Below are 15,848 nucleotides of genomic sequence, written 5' to 3' on the forward strand. Positions count from 1 at the left end.
GACCTTGTCAAATGCGTTGATGCCGCTTACCCCTGAGATATGGATCAAATTCCCCTCTCCGCAACTGTCGACGGCGTTTCCGCGGTCTGTATCCGCGACCACGCATTCCTGCTCGTCGAGCGCGGCCGCGAGCCCTCGAAAGGCTGGCTCGCCTTTCCGGGTGGACGGCGTGAGGACGGCGAGACGCCGCAGGAAGCTGCAATGCGCGAGCTCTTCGAAGAGACCGGCATCATCGCGCACGAGGTCACTTATCTGACCACCTATACCTTCGATTACTCGACACCCGAGTTTCCGTCGCCCAAGGCGTTCCGCCTCGCTGTGTTCCTCGCGCATGACGCAACGGGAGACGCCGTCGCCGCCGACGATGCTGCGGCCGTGCATTGGCTGCGCGCCGACGAAATGGCCGCATTTGACGTGACCGAAAGCGTGCTCGAGGTCGTGCACTTCCTGGCGCGTTCCTTCGAAAGTTGAGGGTATCGCCGATCGACGCCTTGAAGGCGCCTTGCTTTCGGGCAACATGTCGCGAAAGGCGAACAGGCTTGGGGAATTTCGTGCGGCGAGCAGCATTGATCACAGCGTTTCTTGCGACACTCGCCAGCGCTGTCCCGGCATATGCTGTCGATCCGCTCTACGAGGCCAAGCTCCTGCGCCTCGCCGAGGTAATGGGATCGATCCATTCGCTGCGCAATCTGTGTGGCGAGAAGAGCAGCCAGTGGCGCGATCGCATGGATACGCTGCTTCTGGCGGAAAACCCCGACCCGGCACGGCGGGCGCGTCTCATCGCCAGCTTCAACCGCGGCTACCGCACTTTCAACGAGACTTACTCCACCTGCACCAGCCAGGCGATTGCGGCGATTGACCGCTACCAGGCCGAAGGAATGAGGCTTTCATCCGAGATCGTATCGGGTTATGGAAATTAACTGTGCTTTAACTGTTGAAGCCAATGGGCCGCATTTTAAACAAAACCTATGATAGAGTTTAGCGGTAGTTTAAGAATTGGCTTCGGCCAAGGACGGTATGACATGAACATGACATCGACGGACCTCGATAGGTTGGTTGCAGAAGAAAAAAAACTGGTTGCGATCGAATATCAGAATGAAGTCTGGGCAGATGGCACGCTCGAGGGTATCGAACCTGAAATTATGGCCGAGGCAGCATTCGCAACCGCGCTGATCGAACTGATCCGCGACAATGGCGAAGCCTCCGCTCTTGCGTTGCTTGAAGTGTTGCGTGAACGTATTTCTGCAGGTGAATTTTCAACGAATCGCGTTCTCCAGTAACGCCCGGGTGATCCAGCATGCTTGAGAAGCACTTTTCCGCGCCCGCGATTGCCCGCGCAATTGTCATCGTGGCCGCGTCCTGTGCGTTCAGCCTTCCTGCTGCGGCCGCCAGCGGCAAACCGGTCCAGCTTGCCTTGAGCGAACTGAAGAAGGAAGAGCTTCCCAAGCCTCCAGAGCCTGCCAAGCCCGATGCCACGCAAAAGCCGGCAGGCGAGACGCCGCCCGCTGCGACCGAGCAACCGGCGGCCCCGAGCGACGGGGATGCGGACACGCCCGCCGCCAATGACGGCGCGGTCGTCCCCGACAGCAGCATCGCCATGCCGAACGCCAAGGAAGGCGCAGCGGCCGCGCAAGTCGAATACGATCTCAGCAAGCTGCCGTTTCCGGTGCGCAAGATGCACGAACTCATCCTGACGGCGGCCAAGTCCGGCAATATCGAGGCGCTGCGTCCTTTGATCGGCTCCGGCGACGACGTCACCATGCTCTCGCTCACCGAGATCGAGGGCGATCCCCTCGCCTATCTGAAGTCGTTGGCGGGCGATCCGGAAGGCATGGAAATTCTTGCAATCCTCGTCGACGTGCTTGAATCCGGCTATGTCCACCTCGATGCCGGCACGCCGGACGAGCTTTATGTGTGGCCCTACTTTTTCGCCTATCCGCTCGACAAGCTCGACGCCAAGCAGAAGGTCGAACTCTTTCAGATCGTCACCGCCGGCGATTATGACGAGATGAAGCAATTCGGCACCTACGTCTTCTACCGCCTTGGCATCACGCCGAAGGGACGCTGGCGCTTCTTCGTCACGGGCGACTGAGCCGGCGCCAGGCGATCCATCTTGAATCCCCATCGCCGATCTTTCGGGAGAACTCCACCATGTCCAGAACGCGCGTCGCAATTCTCTTTGGTGGCAGATCTTCCGAACACGATGTCTCCGTCATGTCCGCGAGAAATGCCTTCGAGGCGATTGACCCGGAGGTTTACGAAACAGTTCTCGTTGCGGTGACCCGGCAGGGCGAGTGGCTGCTCGTCGACGGCGGCTTTCCGCAATCCGTACCGGGCGATGGTACGAAAATTACCTTGCTTCCGGGTGGCCGGGGCCGCGCGCTTGCTCTTCCCATATCCGGCCCGGCCTATGAGATCACGCCTATAGACGTGCTGCTGCCGGTTCTTCACGGACCCTTTGGCGAAGACGGCTCCGTGCAGGGCCTGGCGGAAGTCGCCAACATTCCCTATGTCGGAAGCGGTATTTTCGGATCCGCCGCCGCCATGGACAAATATCAGGCGAAGTGCCTGCTGGCCCATGACGGCCTGCCCGTTGCGTCTGGCATCATGGTAAAGCGCTCCTCGGACATAGATCTCGACGCCTTTTCCCAAACGCTTTCATGGCCCGTCTTCGTCAAGCCGGCCCGGCAGGGTTCATCGGTCGGCGTCAGCAAGGCGAGGACAGCCGAGGAACTGCATCTGGCGGTTGAATCGGCATTGCAGTTCGACGACCATGTCCTCATCGAAGAGTTCATTGAAGGCCGGGAGATCGAACTCGGCGTGCTCGAAGCGGCAGATAGCACCTTGATTGTTTCGGTGCCCGGTGAAATCGCTCCGTCCAACACGCACGACTTCTATACCTACGAAGCAAAATACCTCGATGCGGATGGAGCGGACCTTACCGTGCCTGCCCGCATCAGCCCCGACGAGACCCAGGCTCTACAGGATATGGCAGAACAAGCTTTTCGTGCGCTTGGATGCGAGGGCATGGCGCGCGTTGATTTCTTCCTTCGCGCCGATGGCAGCGCCGTGATCAACGAAGTCAATACGATACCGGGATTCACCAATATCAGCATGTATCCCAAGGTACTTGGCGCGACCGGAATACCGTATCCGGAACTGATCCACCGGTTGATCCAGCACGGATTGAAGCGCGCCGTACGCTGATTCTCGGCGCTGGACGGTCACCTCGGTCCTCCACCTTATACATCTCACCGGTTGCAACAATGACAATGGCCTGATCGCCAGCGTCGGCGCGCTAAGTTGACGTTATCGTAGGCGGGCGATGCCCCTCCGACCCTTGAGCCGACGCGCCCTACAGCAGCAGATTGAGGTTAGTTCGACCCAATGCGGGGCGGCAAGAATGGATCTCCGCTCAACAAACGCAGCCTGTCCCAAAAATAATCTTTGAGCGATGTCACATTAGAAAATGCTGTCTCGTCTTGTTTTCAGGCAACGCAATGCCGCACAAGGAGACCAATGATGAAACCGAGACTGAACCCCTACAACCACGACGCAATAAAGCCCATGATCGAGATGGAGAAGAGCGCCGTTTCCAGCGGGCTCGAGATGAGCCTTATCGAACTCGTCAAGATGCGTGCCTCGCAGATCAATGGCTGCGCCTTCTGCCTCGACATGCATTCGAAGGATGCGCGCAAGCGCGGCGAGACCGAACAGCGCCTCTATCTGCTCGACGCCTGGCGCGAGTCGCCGCTTTATAGCGAGCGCGAACGCGCTGCCCTCGCCTGGACCGAGGCATTGACGCTGATTGCCAAGACGCACGCACCGGATAATGTCTATGAGGAATTGAAGACGCAGTTCAGCGAAGAGGAGATCGTCAAACTGAGCATGCTCATTGTTACCATCAACGGTTGGAACCGGCTCGCCATCGGATTCCGGTCGGTGCATCCGGTGTCGAAAGATAGTGCCGCAGCAGCCTGACGCCACGTCGAGTATATTCAATCGCCTCAGACCGCGACTGATCCGCATTGCCTATCGCATGCTCGGATCGGTCGCGGAGGCGGAGGATATTGTCCAGGAAGGTTTCATTCGCTGGCACCAGGCCGATCGCTCGGAGGTACGGAGCGAGGAAGCCTTCCTGGTTCGCATCGTCACGAGGCTCTGCCTCGACCACCTCAAATCTGCACGTGTTAGACGGGAGACCTATGTGGGAAGCTGGCTGCCTGAACCGATATTCGATCCGAGCGAAGAGGAGACGGATGCCGATATCACGCTGACGCTGATGATGGCGCTGGAGCGGCTGTCGCCGCTGGAACGGGCGGCGTTCCTGCTGCACGATGTTTTCGGCCAGGATTTCAATGAGGTGGCGCAGGCGATAGGCCGCGATCCGGCAAGCTGCCGCCAGCTGGCGAGCCGGGCCCGCACCCATGTTCAGCAAGCAAAGCCGCGCTTTCCCGTTTCCGACGAACAGGGCAAGAATATCGCCCAAGCCTTCTACAATGCATCGCGCAGCGGCGACATGCAGGCACTGCAGGCGCTTCTTGCCGATGACGTCGTCATGTATGCCGATGGCGGCGGCAACCGCACATCCACGATCAATCCAATCTATTCGCGGGCAAAGGTCCGACGCTTCTTCGACGGCATCGGGCGGACCGCCGGCTATCGGTTTTCGCCGCTATTATATGAGGGCCTGGTCGACGGCCTTCCCGGCTTTGTGACCACCGAATTCGACGGACTGCCGCAAACCACGGCGCTCGAAATCGAGGACGGCAAGATCAAGGTGATCTACATTGTCCGCAATCCGGAGAAACTGCGCCACCTGCAGTTTGCGCAGGCAATTCCGGGCGGAAGTGCTTGAAGGCTGGAGGTGGTGCGTTTTTTTCAACCTCACCTCACCTCACCACCGTCATCCGCGGGTGCTCGTCCCCAGGACCCGCCAGCGGCGTGGCAAAGAATGGATCCTCGGCTCGGGGCCCGAGGATGACGGAGAAGAATGGAGCCTCAGCACAATGCAACGCGCGTTACCGAGGCAGCGCCTCACCAAAAAGCACAGGTTCGCCCGTGGATGGCGTGACGATCTCGCCCTCCCACATCACCCTTTGGCCGCGAACGATTGTGCCTACCGGCCAGCCGGTGACGATCTTGCCATCATAGGGCGTCCAGCCCGCCTTGGAGCCGACGCCGGCATTGGTGATCGTCTCGCGCCGCTTCATGTCAACGATCGTCAGGTCCGCGTCATATCCGACGGCGATGCGGCCTTTGCGCGCCATCCCGAACAGCCGGTTCGGACCATGCGACGTCAGGTCGACGAAGCGCTCGATCGACATGCGACCCTCGTTCACATGGTCGAGCATGATAGGTACGAGTGTCTGAACGCCCGTCATGCCCGACGGGGACGCCGGATAGGGCTTCGACTTTTCCTCAAGCGTGTGCGGCGCATGGTCGGAGCCGAGAACATCGACGATACCCTGCGTGATGCCTGACCAGACGCCATCGCGGTGCCGTGCATCGCGGACCGGCGGATTCATCTGCAGCAGCGTGCCGAGCGTCGCATACTGGCTTGCCTCGAGCGTCAGATGGTGCGGCGTCGCCTCGCAGCTTGCCACATCCTTGTGATCCTTGAGGAATTCGATTTCCTCGGCCGTCGATATATGCAGGACATGGATGCGCGCCCGGGTTTCCCTGGCAATGCGCACCAAGCGTTCGGTGCATTTGAGCGCTGCGATTTCGTCACGCCAAACGGGATGGGACGCGGGATCGCCGGCAATGCGGAGGCCCTCGCGTTCCCGTAGCCGAAACTCGTCCTCCGAATGGAAGGCGGCGCGGCGGCGCGTGTTCCTGAGGATCGATCGGACGCCTTCGTCATCCTCGACCAGAAGGTCGCCGGTGGACGAGCCCATGAAAACCTTGATGCCCGCAGCGCCGGGAAGACGCTCCAGTTCGGCCACCTGATCGGCATTGTCGCGCGTGCCCCCCACCCAGAAGGCGAAGTCGCAGTGCATGCGGTGTCGGCCGCGCCTGATCTTGTCTTCAAGCGTTTCGGCCGACGTCGTCAGGGGCTTGGTGTTCGGCATTTCGAAGACGGCGGTGACGCCGCCAAGGACAGCGGAGCGCGAACCGCTTTCCAGATCCTCCTTGTGCTCAAGGCCTGGTTCGCGGAAGTGCACCTGGCTGTCGACGACGCCGGGCAGGATGTGCAGCCCGGTCGCATCGACGAGCTCGCCTGCCGAGGCGTGGCCGAGATTACCGATCGCGGCGATACGGCCATTGCTGACGCCGATATCCCGCAGGCCGACCCCATCCTGATTGACGACAAAACCGCTGCGGTAAATCGTGTCGAACGTCTGCACCATTTGCTTTCCCATCCAGCCTTGCGAACCTGCCTAGAGCGAATTAGGTAACAGGGACGATAAAGGCAAGGACAATGCTATGCCATCGGCAAGTTTAAGTGGACGCGCGCTCCTGGACGTCAAGGGCGACGACGCCGAAGATTTTCTCCAGAACATTATCACGACCGATCTCGATACGCTCGGCAAAGGTGATTTGAAGCCGGGCGCCCTGCTGACGCCGCAGGGAAAAATCCTGTTTGAATTCCTTGTTTCGCGCAACGGGGCCGGGCTGCGCCTTGATCTCAATGCTTCATCTATAGACGATCTCGTGAAGCGCCTCACACTCTACCGGCTTCGCGCCAAGGTTCAATTTGCCATGGATAAAGAGTCGCTTGTCACGGTTTCCTGGAATGACGATTCAAGTGCCTCGGAAACTGATTCAATCCTGACCGACCGCCGGTTTCCCGACAGCTTCAGCGTCAGGCGCCGGTACGGCGCACCTGCCGATGCTGGCTCGGGCATTGACGCCTGGAATGCGCTTCGCATCGCATACGGCGTCGCCGAAGCACCGGACGACTATGCACTCGGCGAAGCATTTCCCCATGACGTCAACTTCGACCAGACTGGAGGCGTTTCGTTCAAGAAGGGCTGTTTCGTCGGCCAGGAGGTCGTATCAAGGATGCAGCATCGCGGCACCGCGCGGCGGCGGATATTGGTCGCAGCGGCCGCCGCTGACCTGCCGGCGCAGGGAACACCCCTAACTGCGGGCGGCCGCGAGATTGGTACCCTCGGCACAGTCGTTGCGAAAGACGGTCTCGCCCTTGTCCGCATCGACCGGGTCAAGGATGCGATGGATAGCGGCATGCCCATTATGGCAGGAGATGTCGCGGTTCACCTTGCCATTCCCCCCGAACACCGCTTTACATTTCCGGTAACGACGCAGGAAGCGTGATCGGGAATCGTTGATGCCGGCGAAGCCGCAGACGGACAAGCGAACGGAACTCAGGGCCTGGCAGCGCATGCTGTCCGGCCGCAGGCTCGACCTGCTCGATCCATCGCCGCTCGACATCGAGATCGTCGACATCGCCCAAGGGCTCGCCCGTGTTGCACGCTGGAACGGGCAGACCGTCGGCGATCACGCCTTTTCCGTTGCGCAACATTCGCTGCTCGTCGAAGAGATATTTGGCAGGATCGTGCCGGAGGCGACAACCGATCAGCGGCTGATCGCGCTGCTGCACGATGCGCCTGAATATGTGATCGGCGACATGATTTCGCCGTTCAAGGCGGTGGTCGGCGGCGATTACAAGAGCGTGGAATTGCGGCTGCAGCATGCCATTCATGTCCGCTTCGCGCTTGCTCCGGTCATCCATCAGAACCTGCGCCTGTTGATCAAACGCGCCGATGCGGTGGCCGCCTATTTCGAAGCGACCCGACTTGCCGGATTCGCCGAAAAGGAAGCCGTGCAATTCTTCGGCCGCCCGCGCGGTATCAGCCCGCATGGCATCGACGTGACCGCGCTGCCGACACAGGATGTTCAAGACGCTTTTTTGCAACGTTTTGCCGAGCTTGACGGGCGACGTTCACAAGACCAAGGTTAGATCCATGCCGCACATCGTCGTTTCTCCCCTATCCCGTATCGCCGAATCCGCAATCCGCTTCGGCGCTCGCGACATGATCACGCTCATCAACACCGGCACGCCGGTGATGCGGCCTGCCGAAATCGCCGAGGCACGGCACCTTTTCCTGGGCTTCAACGACATCATCGAGCCTGCCGAAGGCATGACCTTGCCGGCGGTAGACCATATCCACCAGCTTCTGATCTTCGGTCGGCGCTGGGACCGGCAGGCGCCGCTGCTCATCCATTGCTATGCCGGCATATCGCGCTCGACCGCGGCCGCCTATATCACGGCGCTCGCCCTCAATCCGGAGCTTGACGAAGCGGACCTGGCGCAGGCACTGCGCCGCAACGCGCCATCGGCCACGCCCAACAGCCGCCTCATAGCCCTTGCCGACGACATGCTCGGGCGACGAGGCCGCATGGTCGATGCGGTCAAGGCGATCGGGCGAGGCGAAGAGGCCTTCGAGGGTACGCCGTTCATCCTGCCCCTGAGCATTTCCGTATGACGGGTACACCCAACGCGGTCGAGATCAATTTGAGCGCAGCCATTGCGGCTGTGGCCGACAACGACCCGTTGATCCTTACCACAGCTTCCAGTGACGACATCGAACGCGACGAGCTGCCATTCGGTCCGTTCAATCCGTTGGAGCACCGCACCTTTGAGGCGGGCCTGCGCGAATGGGTCGCCGAGCAGACCCCCTTACGGCTTGGTTATGTCGAACAACTCTATACGTTCGGTGATCGTGGCCGGCACAAGACTGCTGAAGATCGCGATCTTCACATCGTTTCGGTAGGCTACCTTGCCCTCACCCGCATCACCGATGACAATAAGGAGTCCCTGCGCAAATCAGGCGCGCGCTGGCGCAGCTGGTATTCGTTTCTTCCTTGGGAGGACTGGCGCGGCGGCAAGCCCGCATTGATCGACGAGACGGTTCGTCCTGCCCTGCGCAGCTGGGCGGAAAGTGGCGGTGTTCCTGCGCGTCTCAGCCGCTTGCGGCTCGCGTTCGGGGAGGATGGCATCGCTTGGGACGAAGAGCGCGTGCTTGAGCGGTACGAATTGCTGTATGAGGCTGGCCTTATCGAGGAAGCCGTGCGCGACGGGCGGACCAACGATACGGCTCTGTCGCGCCAGCTCGGCGTTTCGATGAGCTTCGATCACCGGCGCATCCTTGCTACCGCGATTGCCCGGCTGCGCGCCAAGCTGAAATACCGGCCGGTCGTCTTTGAGCTCATGCCGTCCACCTTCACATTGACCGCCCTGCAAGAGACGGTGGAGGCGATTTCCGGCCGCCACCTGCACAAGCAGAACTTTCGCCGCCTGGTAGAGACCACGGAACTGGTGGAGCCCACTGGCGCCGAGCAATCGCAACCGCGCGGGCGGCCCGCAGCTCTCTATCGCTTCCGGCATAATGTGCTCGAAGAGCGCAGCGTCGCGGGCCTCAGGGTCGGCGGGCGGACCTAGGGAGGAACCCATGAGCACGAAACCTGTATCGATCAATGCCGACGGCATTTCGGAGCCCTTTGCGGCAGAAAACGTTCCGTGGGAGGAATGGTCGGAAGGCAGCCGCTACGGAACGCGCTTCCGCTACCTTTCCGGTCACGGCGGCGCAACCCATGTGGGCGTGGCGCTCGAAGAGTTGGCGCCCGGAATGGAGTCGAGCCTCAACCACTATCATATGCTCGAAGAAGAGCAGGCGTTCGTGCTTGCGGGCGAGATGACACTGCGGCTTGGCGATAAGACCTATCGCATGAAAACCGGCGACCACGTGTGCTTTCCGGCCGGCCAGAAGGCAGGACATTCCTTCTTCAACCACAGCGATGCGCCCTGCCGCTTCATCATCATCGGCGAGAAGAACCCGAACGACGTGATCTTTTACCCCGAGACGGGACGCGTCGGCGTGCGCCTCATGGGTGAAGGCTATGACCGCGCGGCCAAAATGGACTATTGGCAAAACGCCGATACGCAGGGAAAGCCACAGAAATAGATTGGATTTCCGACTATCGTCGAATTGGGCCTTGTGGAATGTAAGCAGATCGCTTACATGATCAGGACGTTCAAGAGCAAGGCGTTGGCGACCCTGTGGCGAACGGGGAAGTCAACGATAGAACCCCGGATGCACAAGCGCATTCTTGTGCGACTCGATACTCTGGATAAAGCAGTGATGGCAGAGGAACTGAATTTACCAGGCTACAACTTCCACGCATTGCGCGGGTTTAATCCCAAGCGCTGCACCATTCATGTGAATGGACCGTGGTGCATCACCTTTGAATTTAAGGATGGCGATGCGCAAGCAGTCGATTTCGAGCAATATCACTAGGAAAGACCATGCATAAAGCCATCCGCGACCCCAACAGATGTCCGTCCCATCCGGGTGCCGCACTGAATGATATCATTCCTGCGACCGGCAAGAACAAGACAGAGATCGCAAAGCTTCTTGGGATTTCTCGGCAGCACCTCTATGACATTATCGGTGAGCGTAAGCCAGTTTCCCCCGAGGTCGCCGCACGACTTGGCAAAGGCTTCGGCAATGGCGCGGAGATTTGGCTGCGCATGCAGGCTAGCTACGATGCCTGGCACGCTGAGCGCGAAGTCGACGTCAGCAACATTCCGATCATCCGCGCCGCTTAGCTACTTCAACGGGTACACATTCTCATCGCCGGGAAACGTCCGCGATCGGACATCGTCCGCATAGGATTTGACTGCCGCGTCAATGGCATTTCCGACCTCGCCATAGACCTTCACGAAACGTGGCGGCTTCGGATTATATCCGAGCATGTCCTCAAGGACGAGGATCTGGCCGTCGCACTCCCGTGACCCACCGATGCCGATGGTGGGAATGCTGCTTTCGCGCGAAATTTCCGCCGCAAGCGGTTCAACGATGCCTTCGAGCACAACCGCGAACGCTCCCGCCGAGGCGACGGCTTGTGCATCCGCCTTGATGAGGGGCCACAGCGCCGTGTCCCGTCCTTGCGTCTTGAAGCCGCCAAGCGTGTTGATCGATTGCGGGGTCAGGCCGACATGCGCCATGACCGGGATGCCGCGCTCGGTGAGAAAACGGATGGTATCGGCCATTTGCACGCCGCCCTCGAGCTTGACCGCGCCGCAGCCGGTCTCCGCCATGATCCGCGCGGCATTGCGAAATGCGACTGCCGGACTTTCCTCGTAGGAGCCAAATGGCATATCGACAACGATGAGCCCTCGCTTCGACCCGCGCACCACTGCGCGGCCGTGGGCAATCATCAGATCGAGCGGAACGCCAAGCGTCGAATCCATGGCGTAGAGCACCATGCCAAGACTATCGCCGACGAGGAGAATGTCGGCATGATTGTCGACGATCCGCGCGGTATTGGCGTGATAGGCCGTCAGCGCGACAATCGGCTCGCCGCCCTTACGACCGAGGATCTCAGGTGCAGTGATCCGGCGCGTTACGATTTCCTGGCTCATAGGGTCTCCTCCCCTGCTACGTCAGCCGATGACACGCTGGTCGATCAGGCGGACCTTGCCGAAACGCACGATGAGCAGAATGACCACCTGCTGCCGGAACTTGCCTGAAACGGGATCGAGCGTCTCGGCGTCGCGGATATCCACGGACTCGATCGTACCGCGTTTTTCCGCTTCAAGTATGCCGCGCACCGCATTGCGGATCGCGGGAACCGAGCGCTGGCCCTGCGCAACCATTTCCTCCGCCTTGGCCAGCGACCTTGACAGAATGACCGCTGCCTTGCGATCCGCTGCCGCGAGCATGGCATTGCGCGACGAGCAAGCCAATCCATCCGCTTCGCGAACCGTCGGGACACCTATAATATCGATCGGCATGTTCAGATCATCCACCATGCGGCGAATGATTGTCAGCTGCTGGTAGTCTTTCTCGCCGAAGAACGCCTGGTCCGGCTGTACGATATTGAAGAGCTTGGTGACGACGGTGGTCACGCCGCGGAAATGGCCGGGGCGGATCTTGCCGATGAGGATGCGCGAAAGCACCAGATTATCGACGATCGTGTGCGCGCCAGGCCGATAGATTTCCGCGACTTCCGGCGTAAAGACATAATCGACGCCTTCGGCCTTCAGCTTGGCAAGGTCGCCGTCCATATCGCGCGGGTAGGTCGACAGGTCTTCGTTGGGGCCGAATTGCGTCGGGTTGACGAATATAGAAACGACCGTGACGTCGGTCGCACTCTTGGCACGTCGGACCAATTCCATATGGCCGATATGCAGATAGCCCATGGTCGGGACGAGGCCGATCGCCTTGCCCTTCTGACGTTCAGCCTTGAGCGTCGCGCGCAGCTCCGCAACCGTAGCGATGACTTTCATGCGATTTCAATGTCCAGTCCGATATCGAGCGTTGGCGCAGCCATAGTGATTTTTGATGTCGAAATATAGTCCACGCCTGTTTGCGCAACAGCTTTAATTGTATCGAAGCTTATCCCGCCGGACGCTTCGAGGACCGCGCGGCCCGAATTGATTCCAACCGCCTTTTCAAGGAGTTCCGGGCCCATATTATCAAGCAGAATCACATCGGCCCCGGCTGCCAGCGCCTCTTCGAACTGCTCCAGACCATCGACTTCGACCTCGATTTTCACAAGGTGACCGGCATAGGCGCGGGCGGCCTTTATCGCCCTCGTCACCCCGCCGGCAACGGCGACGTGATTGTCCTTGATGAGAATTGCGTCGTCGAGCCCGAACCGGTGATTGGCGCCGCCGCCGCACTTCACGGCGTATTTGGCAAAGGCGCGCATGCCGGGGATGGTCTTGCGGGTATCGCAGACGCGAGCGCCGGTATCCTTGATAAGATCGACGAATTTGGCGGTATAAGTCGCGATTCCGCTGAGGTGCATCAGGTAGTTGAGGGCGACGCGCTCGGACGAAAGAATGGCCCGCGCATTGCCCGAGACCCGCGCAATATCCTGGCCGGGCGAAATGGTCTCGCCATCTTTCGCGAACGCCTCGAATTCGAGCCTCGGATCTATCAGCGCGAACGCCGTCCGTGCAAAGCCCATGCCGCACAGGGTGCCAGCCTCGCGGCTTGAGAGCACGGCGGTCGCAGTGGCTTCCTCGGAAAGTGTGGCGTTCGTCGTTATATCACCGGCACGCCCGAGGTCCTCGCGCAAGGCGCCGCGTACGGCCTCCTCGATCAGGAGCGGCGGGAGCGAAGGCGGAAACGCAGAACCAGGGGGCCGGCGCGCCATCACGCGACCTCACGCATGTCTTCGACTGAGCCGTCGGCATCTGCCAAGGTCAGGAAGGTGCGGTGCTGCCAATCCGGACGCACCTCGGGGAAATCCGTGCGGAAGTGGCCGCCACGGCTCTCCTCGCGGCGCAAGGCGCTCACCGCGACCAGTTTGGCCGTTGCAAGCACATTGCGGAATGCCGTGTCGCGATTGCCGGTCTCAAGTTCGAGGATTGTCTCCAGACCTTCCAGCATGTCCGTCCGGTTGCGAATGACGCCGAAGCTCGCACTCATCGTCGTGCGCAAACGCGTCATTGCCGGCGTATCCGCCTCCGCGGTGAGGTCGTCCCGATGGACCGATCCCTTCGACCAGTCGCCGGCGAAAGCCTCGCCTTCATTGCCGATCCTCGCAGCAATTCTTGCTGAAAATACAACAGCTTCGAGCAAGGAGTTGGATGCAAGGCGGTTTGCGCCATGGGCGCCGGTGGACGTGCACTCGCCGCAGGCCCACAGGCCGTCGATCGAGGTGCGGCCATCAGCATCAGTCAGGATGCCACCCATGAAATAATGCGCGGCGGGCACAACCGGGATCGGCTGGACGACCGGGTCGATCCCGGCATCGCGGCAATATTTGTAGACGGTCGGAAACTCTTCGGCGAATGAGGCCCCTACAGCCTCGGTGCAATCGAGCCAGGCACCCCGCCCGCTCTTAACTTCGGCATAGATGCCGCGCGCGACCACGTCGCGCGGCGCAAGCTCGGCATCGGCATCGATCTTCAGCATGAAGCGTTCGCCGGCGTCGTTGATCAATGTCGCACCATGGCCACGTAGGGCCTCCGTCGCGAGCGGCGCCGGGTCCTTGTCGACGTTGATCGCCGTCGGGTGAAACTGGACGAATTCCATGTCCGCCATCATCGCGCCGGCGCGAGCGGCCATGCCTATGCCCTCGCCCCGTGCCTCGGGCGGATTGGTCGTGACCGCATAAAGATGACCGATGCCGCCGGTCGCAATGACCACGTTGGAAGACGCGAGCCGAACCTGGGGTCCGCGACCAGCCTCGCTGCGGGCGACCACGCCTTTTACCGAACCTTGCGCGGTAACGATGTCCTCGACAACGTAACCTTCCATCACTCGGATCGAAGGCGTCGTTTCGACCGTCTTGACCAGCGCCTGCATGATGGCGCGGCCGGCCATGTCGCCGCGCACGCGGACGATGCGGCTTTCCGAATGGGCCGCCTCACGCGATACCTGGAGCCGGCCTTCGAGGTCGCGGTCGAATGGAACGCCATAGCCAAGAAGATCGTGCACCCGCGCCGCGGCCTCGCTTGCCATAAGCCGGGCGATGGTCTCGTCAACGATGCCATCGCCTGCGGCGACAGTATCGGAAACATGCTTTTCAATGGTATCACCATCGGAGACAGCCGCGGCGATACCGGCCTGCGCCCAAGCGGACGAGGCTCCGCGCCCGATAGGAGCGGCGGCGAGCACTGTCACAGGCCGCGGAGCAAGTTTCAGGGCGCAGAACAGCCCTGCAAGACCGCCACCGATGATGATTACGGGTTCCGTTTGATTGGACATCGGGCCAGCCTCCGATCAGTTTCTGAGGTTCACCATGCGCTCGACCGCAAGCCGCGCACGCTCGGCGACGAGCGGATCCACGTGAATTTCGTCGCGCATATAGACGAGGCTTTCCAATATCTTGGGCAGCGTGATGCGCTTCATGTGCGGGCAAAGATTGCACGGCTTGATGAATTTCACGCCGGGAACCTCCGACTCGATGTTCGATGCCATCGAACATTCGGTGACAAGCAGCACCTTGGCGGGGCGATTGTCCTTCACATAACCGATCATTCCGCTGGTCGAACCGGTAAAGTCGGCGACGGCAACGACCTCCGGCGGGCATTCCGGATGGGCGATGATCTGGATGTCCGGATCAGCGGCCTTGTAAGCCAGCAATTCCTCGGCCGTGAAACGCTCATGCACTTCGCAGTGACCTTTCCAGGTCAAAATCTTCACCTTGGTTTGCGCGGCGACGTTCTGGGCGAGAAATTCATCGGGAATGCACAAGACCCGGTCGACGCCGAAGCTCTCCACCACCTCAACCGCATTGGCCGAGGTGCAGCAGATATCGCTCTCGGCCTTCACTTCCGCCGAGGTGTTGACGTAGGTGACGATCGGAACGCCAGGATAGGTCTCGCGCAGCAGGCGCACGTCGGCGCCGGTAATCGATTCGGCAAGGGAGCAGCCGGCCTTCATATCCGGGATCAACACAGTCTTTTGCGGATTGAGCAGCTTCGAGGTCTCGGCCATGAAATGCACGCCGCATTGGACGATGATCTCCGCATCGACCTTGGTTGCTTCCTTGGCAAGCTGGAGCGAGTCGCCGACGATATCGGCAACGCAGTGGAATATTTCCGGCGTCTGGTAGTTGTGCGCTAGAATGACGGCATTGCGCTGCTTCTTCAGCCGGTTGATCGCAGCCACATAGGGCGCGTAGACCGGCCATTCGAGCCGCGGAATGTGGTGCGAGACGCGCTGGTAGAGGTGTTCAGTCTCGGCCGCGACCTCGGGCGTATATGACAGATCGGGCATATCGACGACGCCAAAGCGATCCGCCGCGGTCCTCACCGTGGAACGCTCTGCCGAAATGCGGGCGGGGTTGGTCATATTCCATTTCCTCCTGAACACGCCTCCCATTTATACTCAAATTGAGCATATTTATGGGCAAAAGAA

20 protein-coding genes are annotated in these 15,848 nt (G+C 60.4%); 14 read left to right on the forward strand and 6 right to left on the reverse strand.

The genetic code is table 11. The features are described 5' to 3' along the window. Positions 1-39: 39 nt before the first annotated feature. The 7 genes from BR48_RS0102290 (at position 40) to BR48_RS0102320 (ending at position 4,858) form a co-directional block, all read left to right on the forward strand. Complete coding sequence (locus tag BR48_RS0102290) at positions 40-471, forward strand: NUDIX domain-containing protein (RefSeq protein ID WP_027229826.1); 432 nt, start codon at positions 40-42, stop codon at positions 469-471. Positions 472-569: 98 nt separating this feature from the next. Continuing rightward, a complete protein-coding gene (locus BR48_RS0102295; RefSeq protein ID WP_228019501.1) occupies positions 570-920 on the forward strand; it encodes a TIGR02301 family protein in 351 nt (116 codons plus the stop codon). A gap of 102 nt (positions 921-1,022) precedes the next feature. After that, entirely contained in the window at positions 1,023-1,280 is a 258-nt protein-coding gene (locus tag BR48_RS0102300) for a hypothetical protein (protein WP_027229828.1), read from the forward strand. A gap of 17 nt (positions 1,281-1,297) precedes the next feature. Then, entirely contained in the window at positions 1,298-2,092 is a 795-nt protein-coding gene (locus BR48_RS0102305) for a hypothetical protein (protein ID WP_051614491.1), read from the forward strand. A gap of 59 nt (positions 2,093-2,151) precedes the next feature. Further along, the gene (locus tag BR48_RS0102310) at positions 2,152-3,207 is read left to right on the forward strand and encodes a D-alanine--D-alanine ligase family protein (protein ID WP_027229830.1); all 1,056 of its coding nucleotides are present in this window, start codon (positions 2,152-2,154) and stop codon (positions 3,205-3,207) included. 315 nt (positions 3,208-3,522) lie between these two features. Next, positions 3,523-3,981 carry a carboxymuconolactone decarboxylase family protein gene (locus BR48_RS0102315; protein WP_027229831.1) on the forward strand — a complete coding sequence of 153 codons (459 nt, stop codon included), beginning with the start codon at positions 3,523-3,525 and terminating at the stop codon, positions 3,979-3,981. Next, on the forward strand, positions 3,965-4,858 hold the full coding sequence (locus BR48_RS0102320) for a sigma-70 family RNA polymerase sigma factor (RefSeq protein ID WP_027229832.1): 894 nt from the start codon (positions 3,965-3,967) through the stop codon (positions 4,856-4,858). Before BR48_RS0102315 ends, BR48_RS0102320 begins: the two co-directional genes overlap by 17 nt. A gap of 163 nt (positions 4,859-5,021) precedes the next feature. Here the strand turns inward: BR48_RS0102320 and BR48_RS0102325 are convergent, their stop codons facing one another. Next, positions 5,022-6,353: a dihydroorotase gene (locus BR48_RS0102325; RefSeq protein ID WP_027229833.1), complete on the reverse strand. Its 1,332-nt coding sequence runs from the start codon at positions 6,351-6,353 to the stop codon at positions 5,022-5,024. 76 nt (positions 6,354-6,429) lie between these two features. Between BR48_RS0102325 and BR48_RS0102330 the strand changes: the two genes are divergently transcribed. The 7 genes from BR48_RS0102330 to BR48_RS0102360 are packed head-to-tail and all read left to right on the forward strand — an operon-like array spanning position 6,430 to position 10,576. Further along, the gene (locus BR48_RS0102330; RefSeq protein WP_027229834.1) at positions 6,430-7,281 is read left to right on the forward strand and encodes a folate-binding protein YgfZ; all 852 of its coding nucleotides are present in this window, start codon (positions 6,430-6,432) and stop codon (positions 7,279-7,281) included. 13 nt (positions 7,282-7,294) lie between these two features. Further along, a complete protein-coding gene (locus BR48_RS0102335; RefSeq protein WP_027229835.1) occupies positions 7,295-7,927 on the forward strand; it encodes an HD family hydrolase in 633 nt (210 codons plus the stop codon). Positions 7,928-7,931: 4 nt separating this feature from the next. Beyond that, positions 7,932-8,453 carry a tyrosine phosphatase family protein gene (locus tag BR48_RS0102340; protein WP_027229836.1) on the forward strand — a complete coding sequence of 174 codons (522 nt, stop codon included), beginning with the start codon at positions 7,932-7,934 and terminating at the stop codon, positions 8,451-8,453. Beyond that, positions 8,450-9,409, forward strand: coding sequence for an NAD regulator (locus BR48_RS0102345; protein WP_027229837.1), 960 nt, complete (start codon positions 8,450-8,452; stop codon positions 9,407-9,409). The genes BR48_RS0102340 and BR48_RS0102345 overlap by 4 nt, the downstream gene beginning before the upstream one ends. Before the next feature lie 10 nt (positions 9,410-9,419). Further along, on the forward strand, positions 9,420-9,932 hold the full coding sequence (locus BR48_RS0102350) for a cupin domain-containing protein (RefSeq protein ID WP_027229838.1): 513 nt from the start codon (positions 9,420-9,422) through the stop codon (positions 9,930-9,932). A gap of 57 nt (positions 9,933-9,989) precedes the next feature. Beyond that, entirely contained in the window at positions 9,990-10,265 is a 276-nt protein-coding gene (locus BR48_RS0102355; protein WP_027229839.1) for a type II toxin-antitoxin system RelE/ParE family toxin, read from the forward strand. Positions 10,266-10,273: 8 nt separating this feature from the next. Then, positions 10,274-10,576: a HigA family addiction module antitoxin gene (locus BR48_RS0102360; protein WP_027229840.1), complete on the forward strand. Its 303-nt coding sequence runs from the start codon at positions 10,274-10,276 to the stop codon at positions 10,574-10,576. Here the strand turns inward: BR48_RS0102360 and panB are convergent, their stop codons facing one another. The 5 genes from panB to nadA are packed head-to-tail and all read right to left on the reverse strand — an operon-like array spanning position 10,577 to position 15,782. Beyond that, positions 10,577-11,392: a 3-methyl-2-oxobutanoate hydroxymethyltransferase gene (panB, locus tag BR48_RS0102365; RefSeq protein ID WP_027229841.1), complete on the reverse strand. Its 816-nt coding sequence runs from the start codon at positions 11,390-11,392 to the stop codon at positions 10,577-10,579. A gap of 21 nt (positions 11,393-11,413) precedes the next feature. Then, positions 11,414-12,259 carry a pantoate--beta-alanine ligase gene (gene panC / locus BR48_RS0102370; protein ID WP_027229842.1) on the reverse strand — a complete coding sequence of 282 codons (846 nt, stop codon included), beginning with the start codon at positions 12,257-12,259 and terminating at the stop codon, positions 11,414-11,416. Beyond that, on the reverse strand, positions 12,256-13,134 hold the full coding sequence (gene nadC / locus BR48_RS0102375) for a carboxylating nicotinate-nucleotide diphosphorylase (RefSeq protein ID WP_027229843.1): 879 nt from the start codon (positions 13,132-13,134) through the stop codon (positions 12,256-12,258). The genes panC and nadC overlap by 4 nt, the downstream gene beginning before the upstream one ends. Beyond that, complete coding sequence (locus BR48_RS0102380; RefSeq protein ID WP_027229844.1) at positions 13,134-14,693, reverse strand: L-aspartate oxidase; 1,560 nt, start codon at positions 14,691-14,693, stop codon at positions 13,134-13,136. The genes nadC and BR48_RS0102380 overlap by 1 nt, the downstream gene beginning before the upstream one ends. Positions 14,694-14,708: 15 nt before the next feature. Beyond that, complete coding sequence (gene nadA, locus BR48_RS0102385) at positions 14,709-15,782, reverse strand: quinolinate synthase NadA (RefSeq protein ID WP_027229845.1); 1,074 nt, start codon at positions 15,780-15,782, stop codon at positions 14,709-14,711. Positions 15,783-15,848: the final 66 nt, after the last annotated feature.

The organism is Phyllobacterium sp. UNC302MFCol5.2 (assembly GCF_000686005.1).
In the GTDB taxonomy this organism is placed as follows: Bacteria; Pseudomonadota; Alphaproteobacteria; order Rhizobiales; family Rhizobiaceae; genus Phyllobacterium; species Phyllobacterium pellucidum.

Excerpts from the sequence above, each read along its gene's own strand:
- BR48_RS0102305 (WP_051614491.1), top strand. The coding sequence starts at position 1,298 with ATGCTTGAGAAGCACTTTTCCGCGCCCGCGATTGCCCGCGCAATTGTC.
- BR48_RS0102340 (WP_027229836.1), top strand. The coding sequence starts at position 7,932 with ATGCCGCACATCGTCGTTTCTCCCCTATCCCGTATCGCCGAATCCGCA.
- panB (WP_027229841.1), bottom strand. The coding sequence starts at position 11,392 with ATGAGCCAGGAAATCGTAACGCGCCGGATCACTGCACCTGAGATCCTC.
- BR48_RS0102290 (WP_027229826.1), top strand. The coding sequence starts at position 40 with ATGGATCAAATTCCCCTCTCCGCAACTGTCGACGGCGTTTCCGCGGTC.
- BR48_RS0102360 (WP_027229840.1), top strand. The coding sequence starts at position 10,274 with ATGCATAAAGCCATCCGCGACCCCAACAGATGTCCGTCCCATCCGGGT.
- nadC (WP_027229843.1), bottom strand. The coding sequence starts at position 13,134 with ATGGCGCGCCGGCCCCCTGGTTCTGCGTTTCCGCCTTCGCTCCCGCCG.
- BR48_RS0102345 (WP_027229837.1), top strand. The coding sequence starts at position 8,450 with ATGACGGGTACACCCAACGCGGTCGAGATCAATTTGAGCGCAGCCATT.
- BR48_RS0102315 (WP_027229831.1), top strand. The coding sequence starts at position 3,523 with ATGAAACCGAGACTGAACCCCTACAACCACGACGCAATAAAGCCCATG.
- BR48_RS0102325 (WP_027229833.1), bottom strand. The coding sequence starts at position 6,353 with ATGGTGCAGACGTTCGACACGATTTACCGCAGCGGTTTTGTCGTCAAT.
- BR48_RS0102300 (WP_027229828.1), top strand. The coding sequence starts at position 1,023 with ATGAACATGACATCGACGGACCTCGATAGGTTGGTTGCAGAAGAAAAA.
- BR48_RS0102310 (WP_027229830.1), top strand. The coding sequence starts at position 2,152 with ATGTCCAGAACGCGCGTCGCAATTCTCTTTGGTGGCAGATCTTCCGAA.
- panC (WP_027229842.1), bottom strand. The coding sequence starts at position 12,259 with ATGAAAGTCATCGCTACGGTTGCGGAGCTGCGCGCGACGCTCAAGGCT.
- BR48_RS0102335 (WP_027229835.1), top strand. The coding sequence starts at position 7,295 with ATGCCGGCGAAGCCGCAGACGGACAAGCGAACGGAACTCAGGGCCTGG.
- BR48_RS0102330 (WP_027229834.1), top strand. The coding sequence starts at position 6,430 with ATGCCATCGGCAAGTTTAAGTGGACGCGCGCTCCTGGACGTCAAGGGC.
- BR48_RS0102350 (WP_027229838.1), top strand. The coding sequence starts at position 9,420 with ATGAGCACGAAACCTGTATCGATCAATGCCGACGGCATTTCGGAGCCC.
- BR48_RS0102355 (WP_027229839.1), top strand. The coding sequence starts at position 9,990 with ATGATCAGGACGTTCAAGAGCAAGGCGTTGGCGACCCTGTGGCGAACG.
- BR48_RS0102380 (WP_027229844.1), bottom strand. The coding sequence starts at position 14,693 with ATGTCCAATCAAACGGAACCCGTAATCATCATCGGTGGCGGTCTTGCA.
- nadA (WP_027229845.1), bottom strand. The coding sequence starts at position 15,782 with ATGACCAACCCCGCCCGCATTTCGGCAGAGCGTTCCACGGTGAGGACC.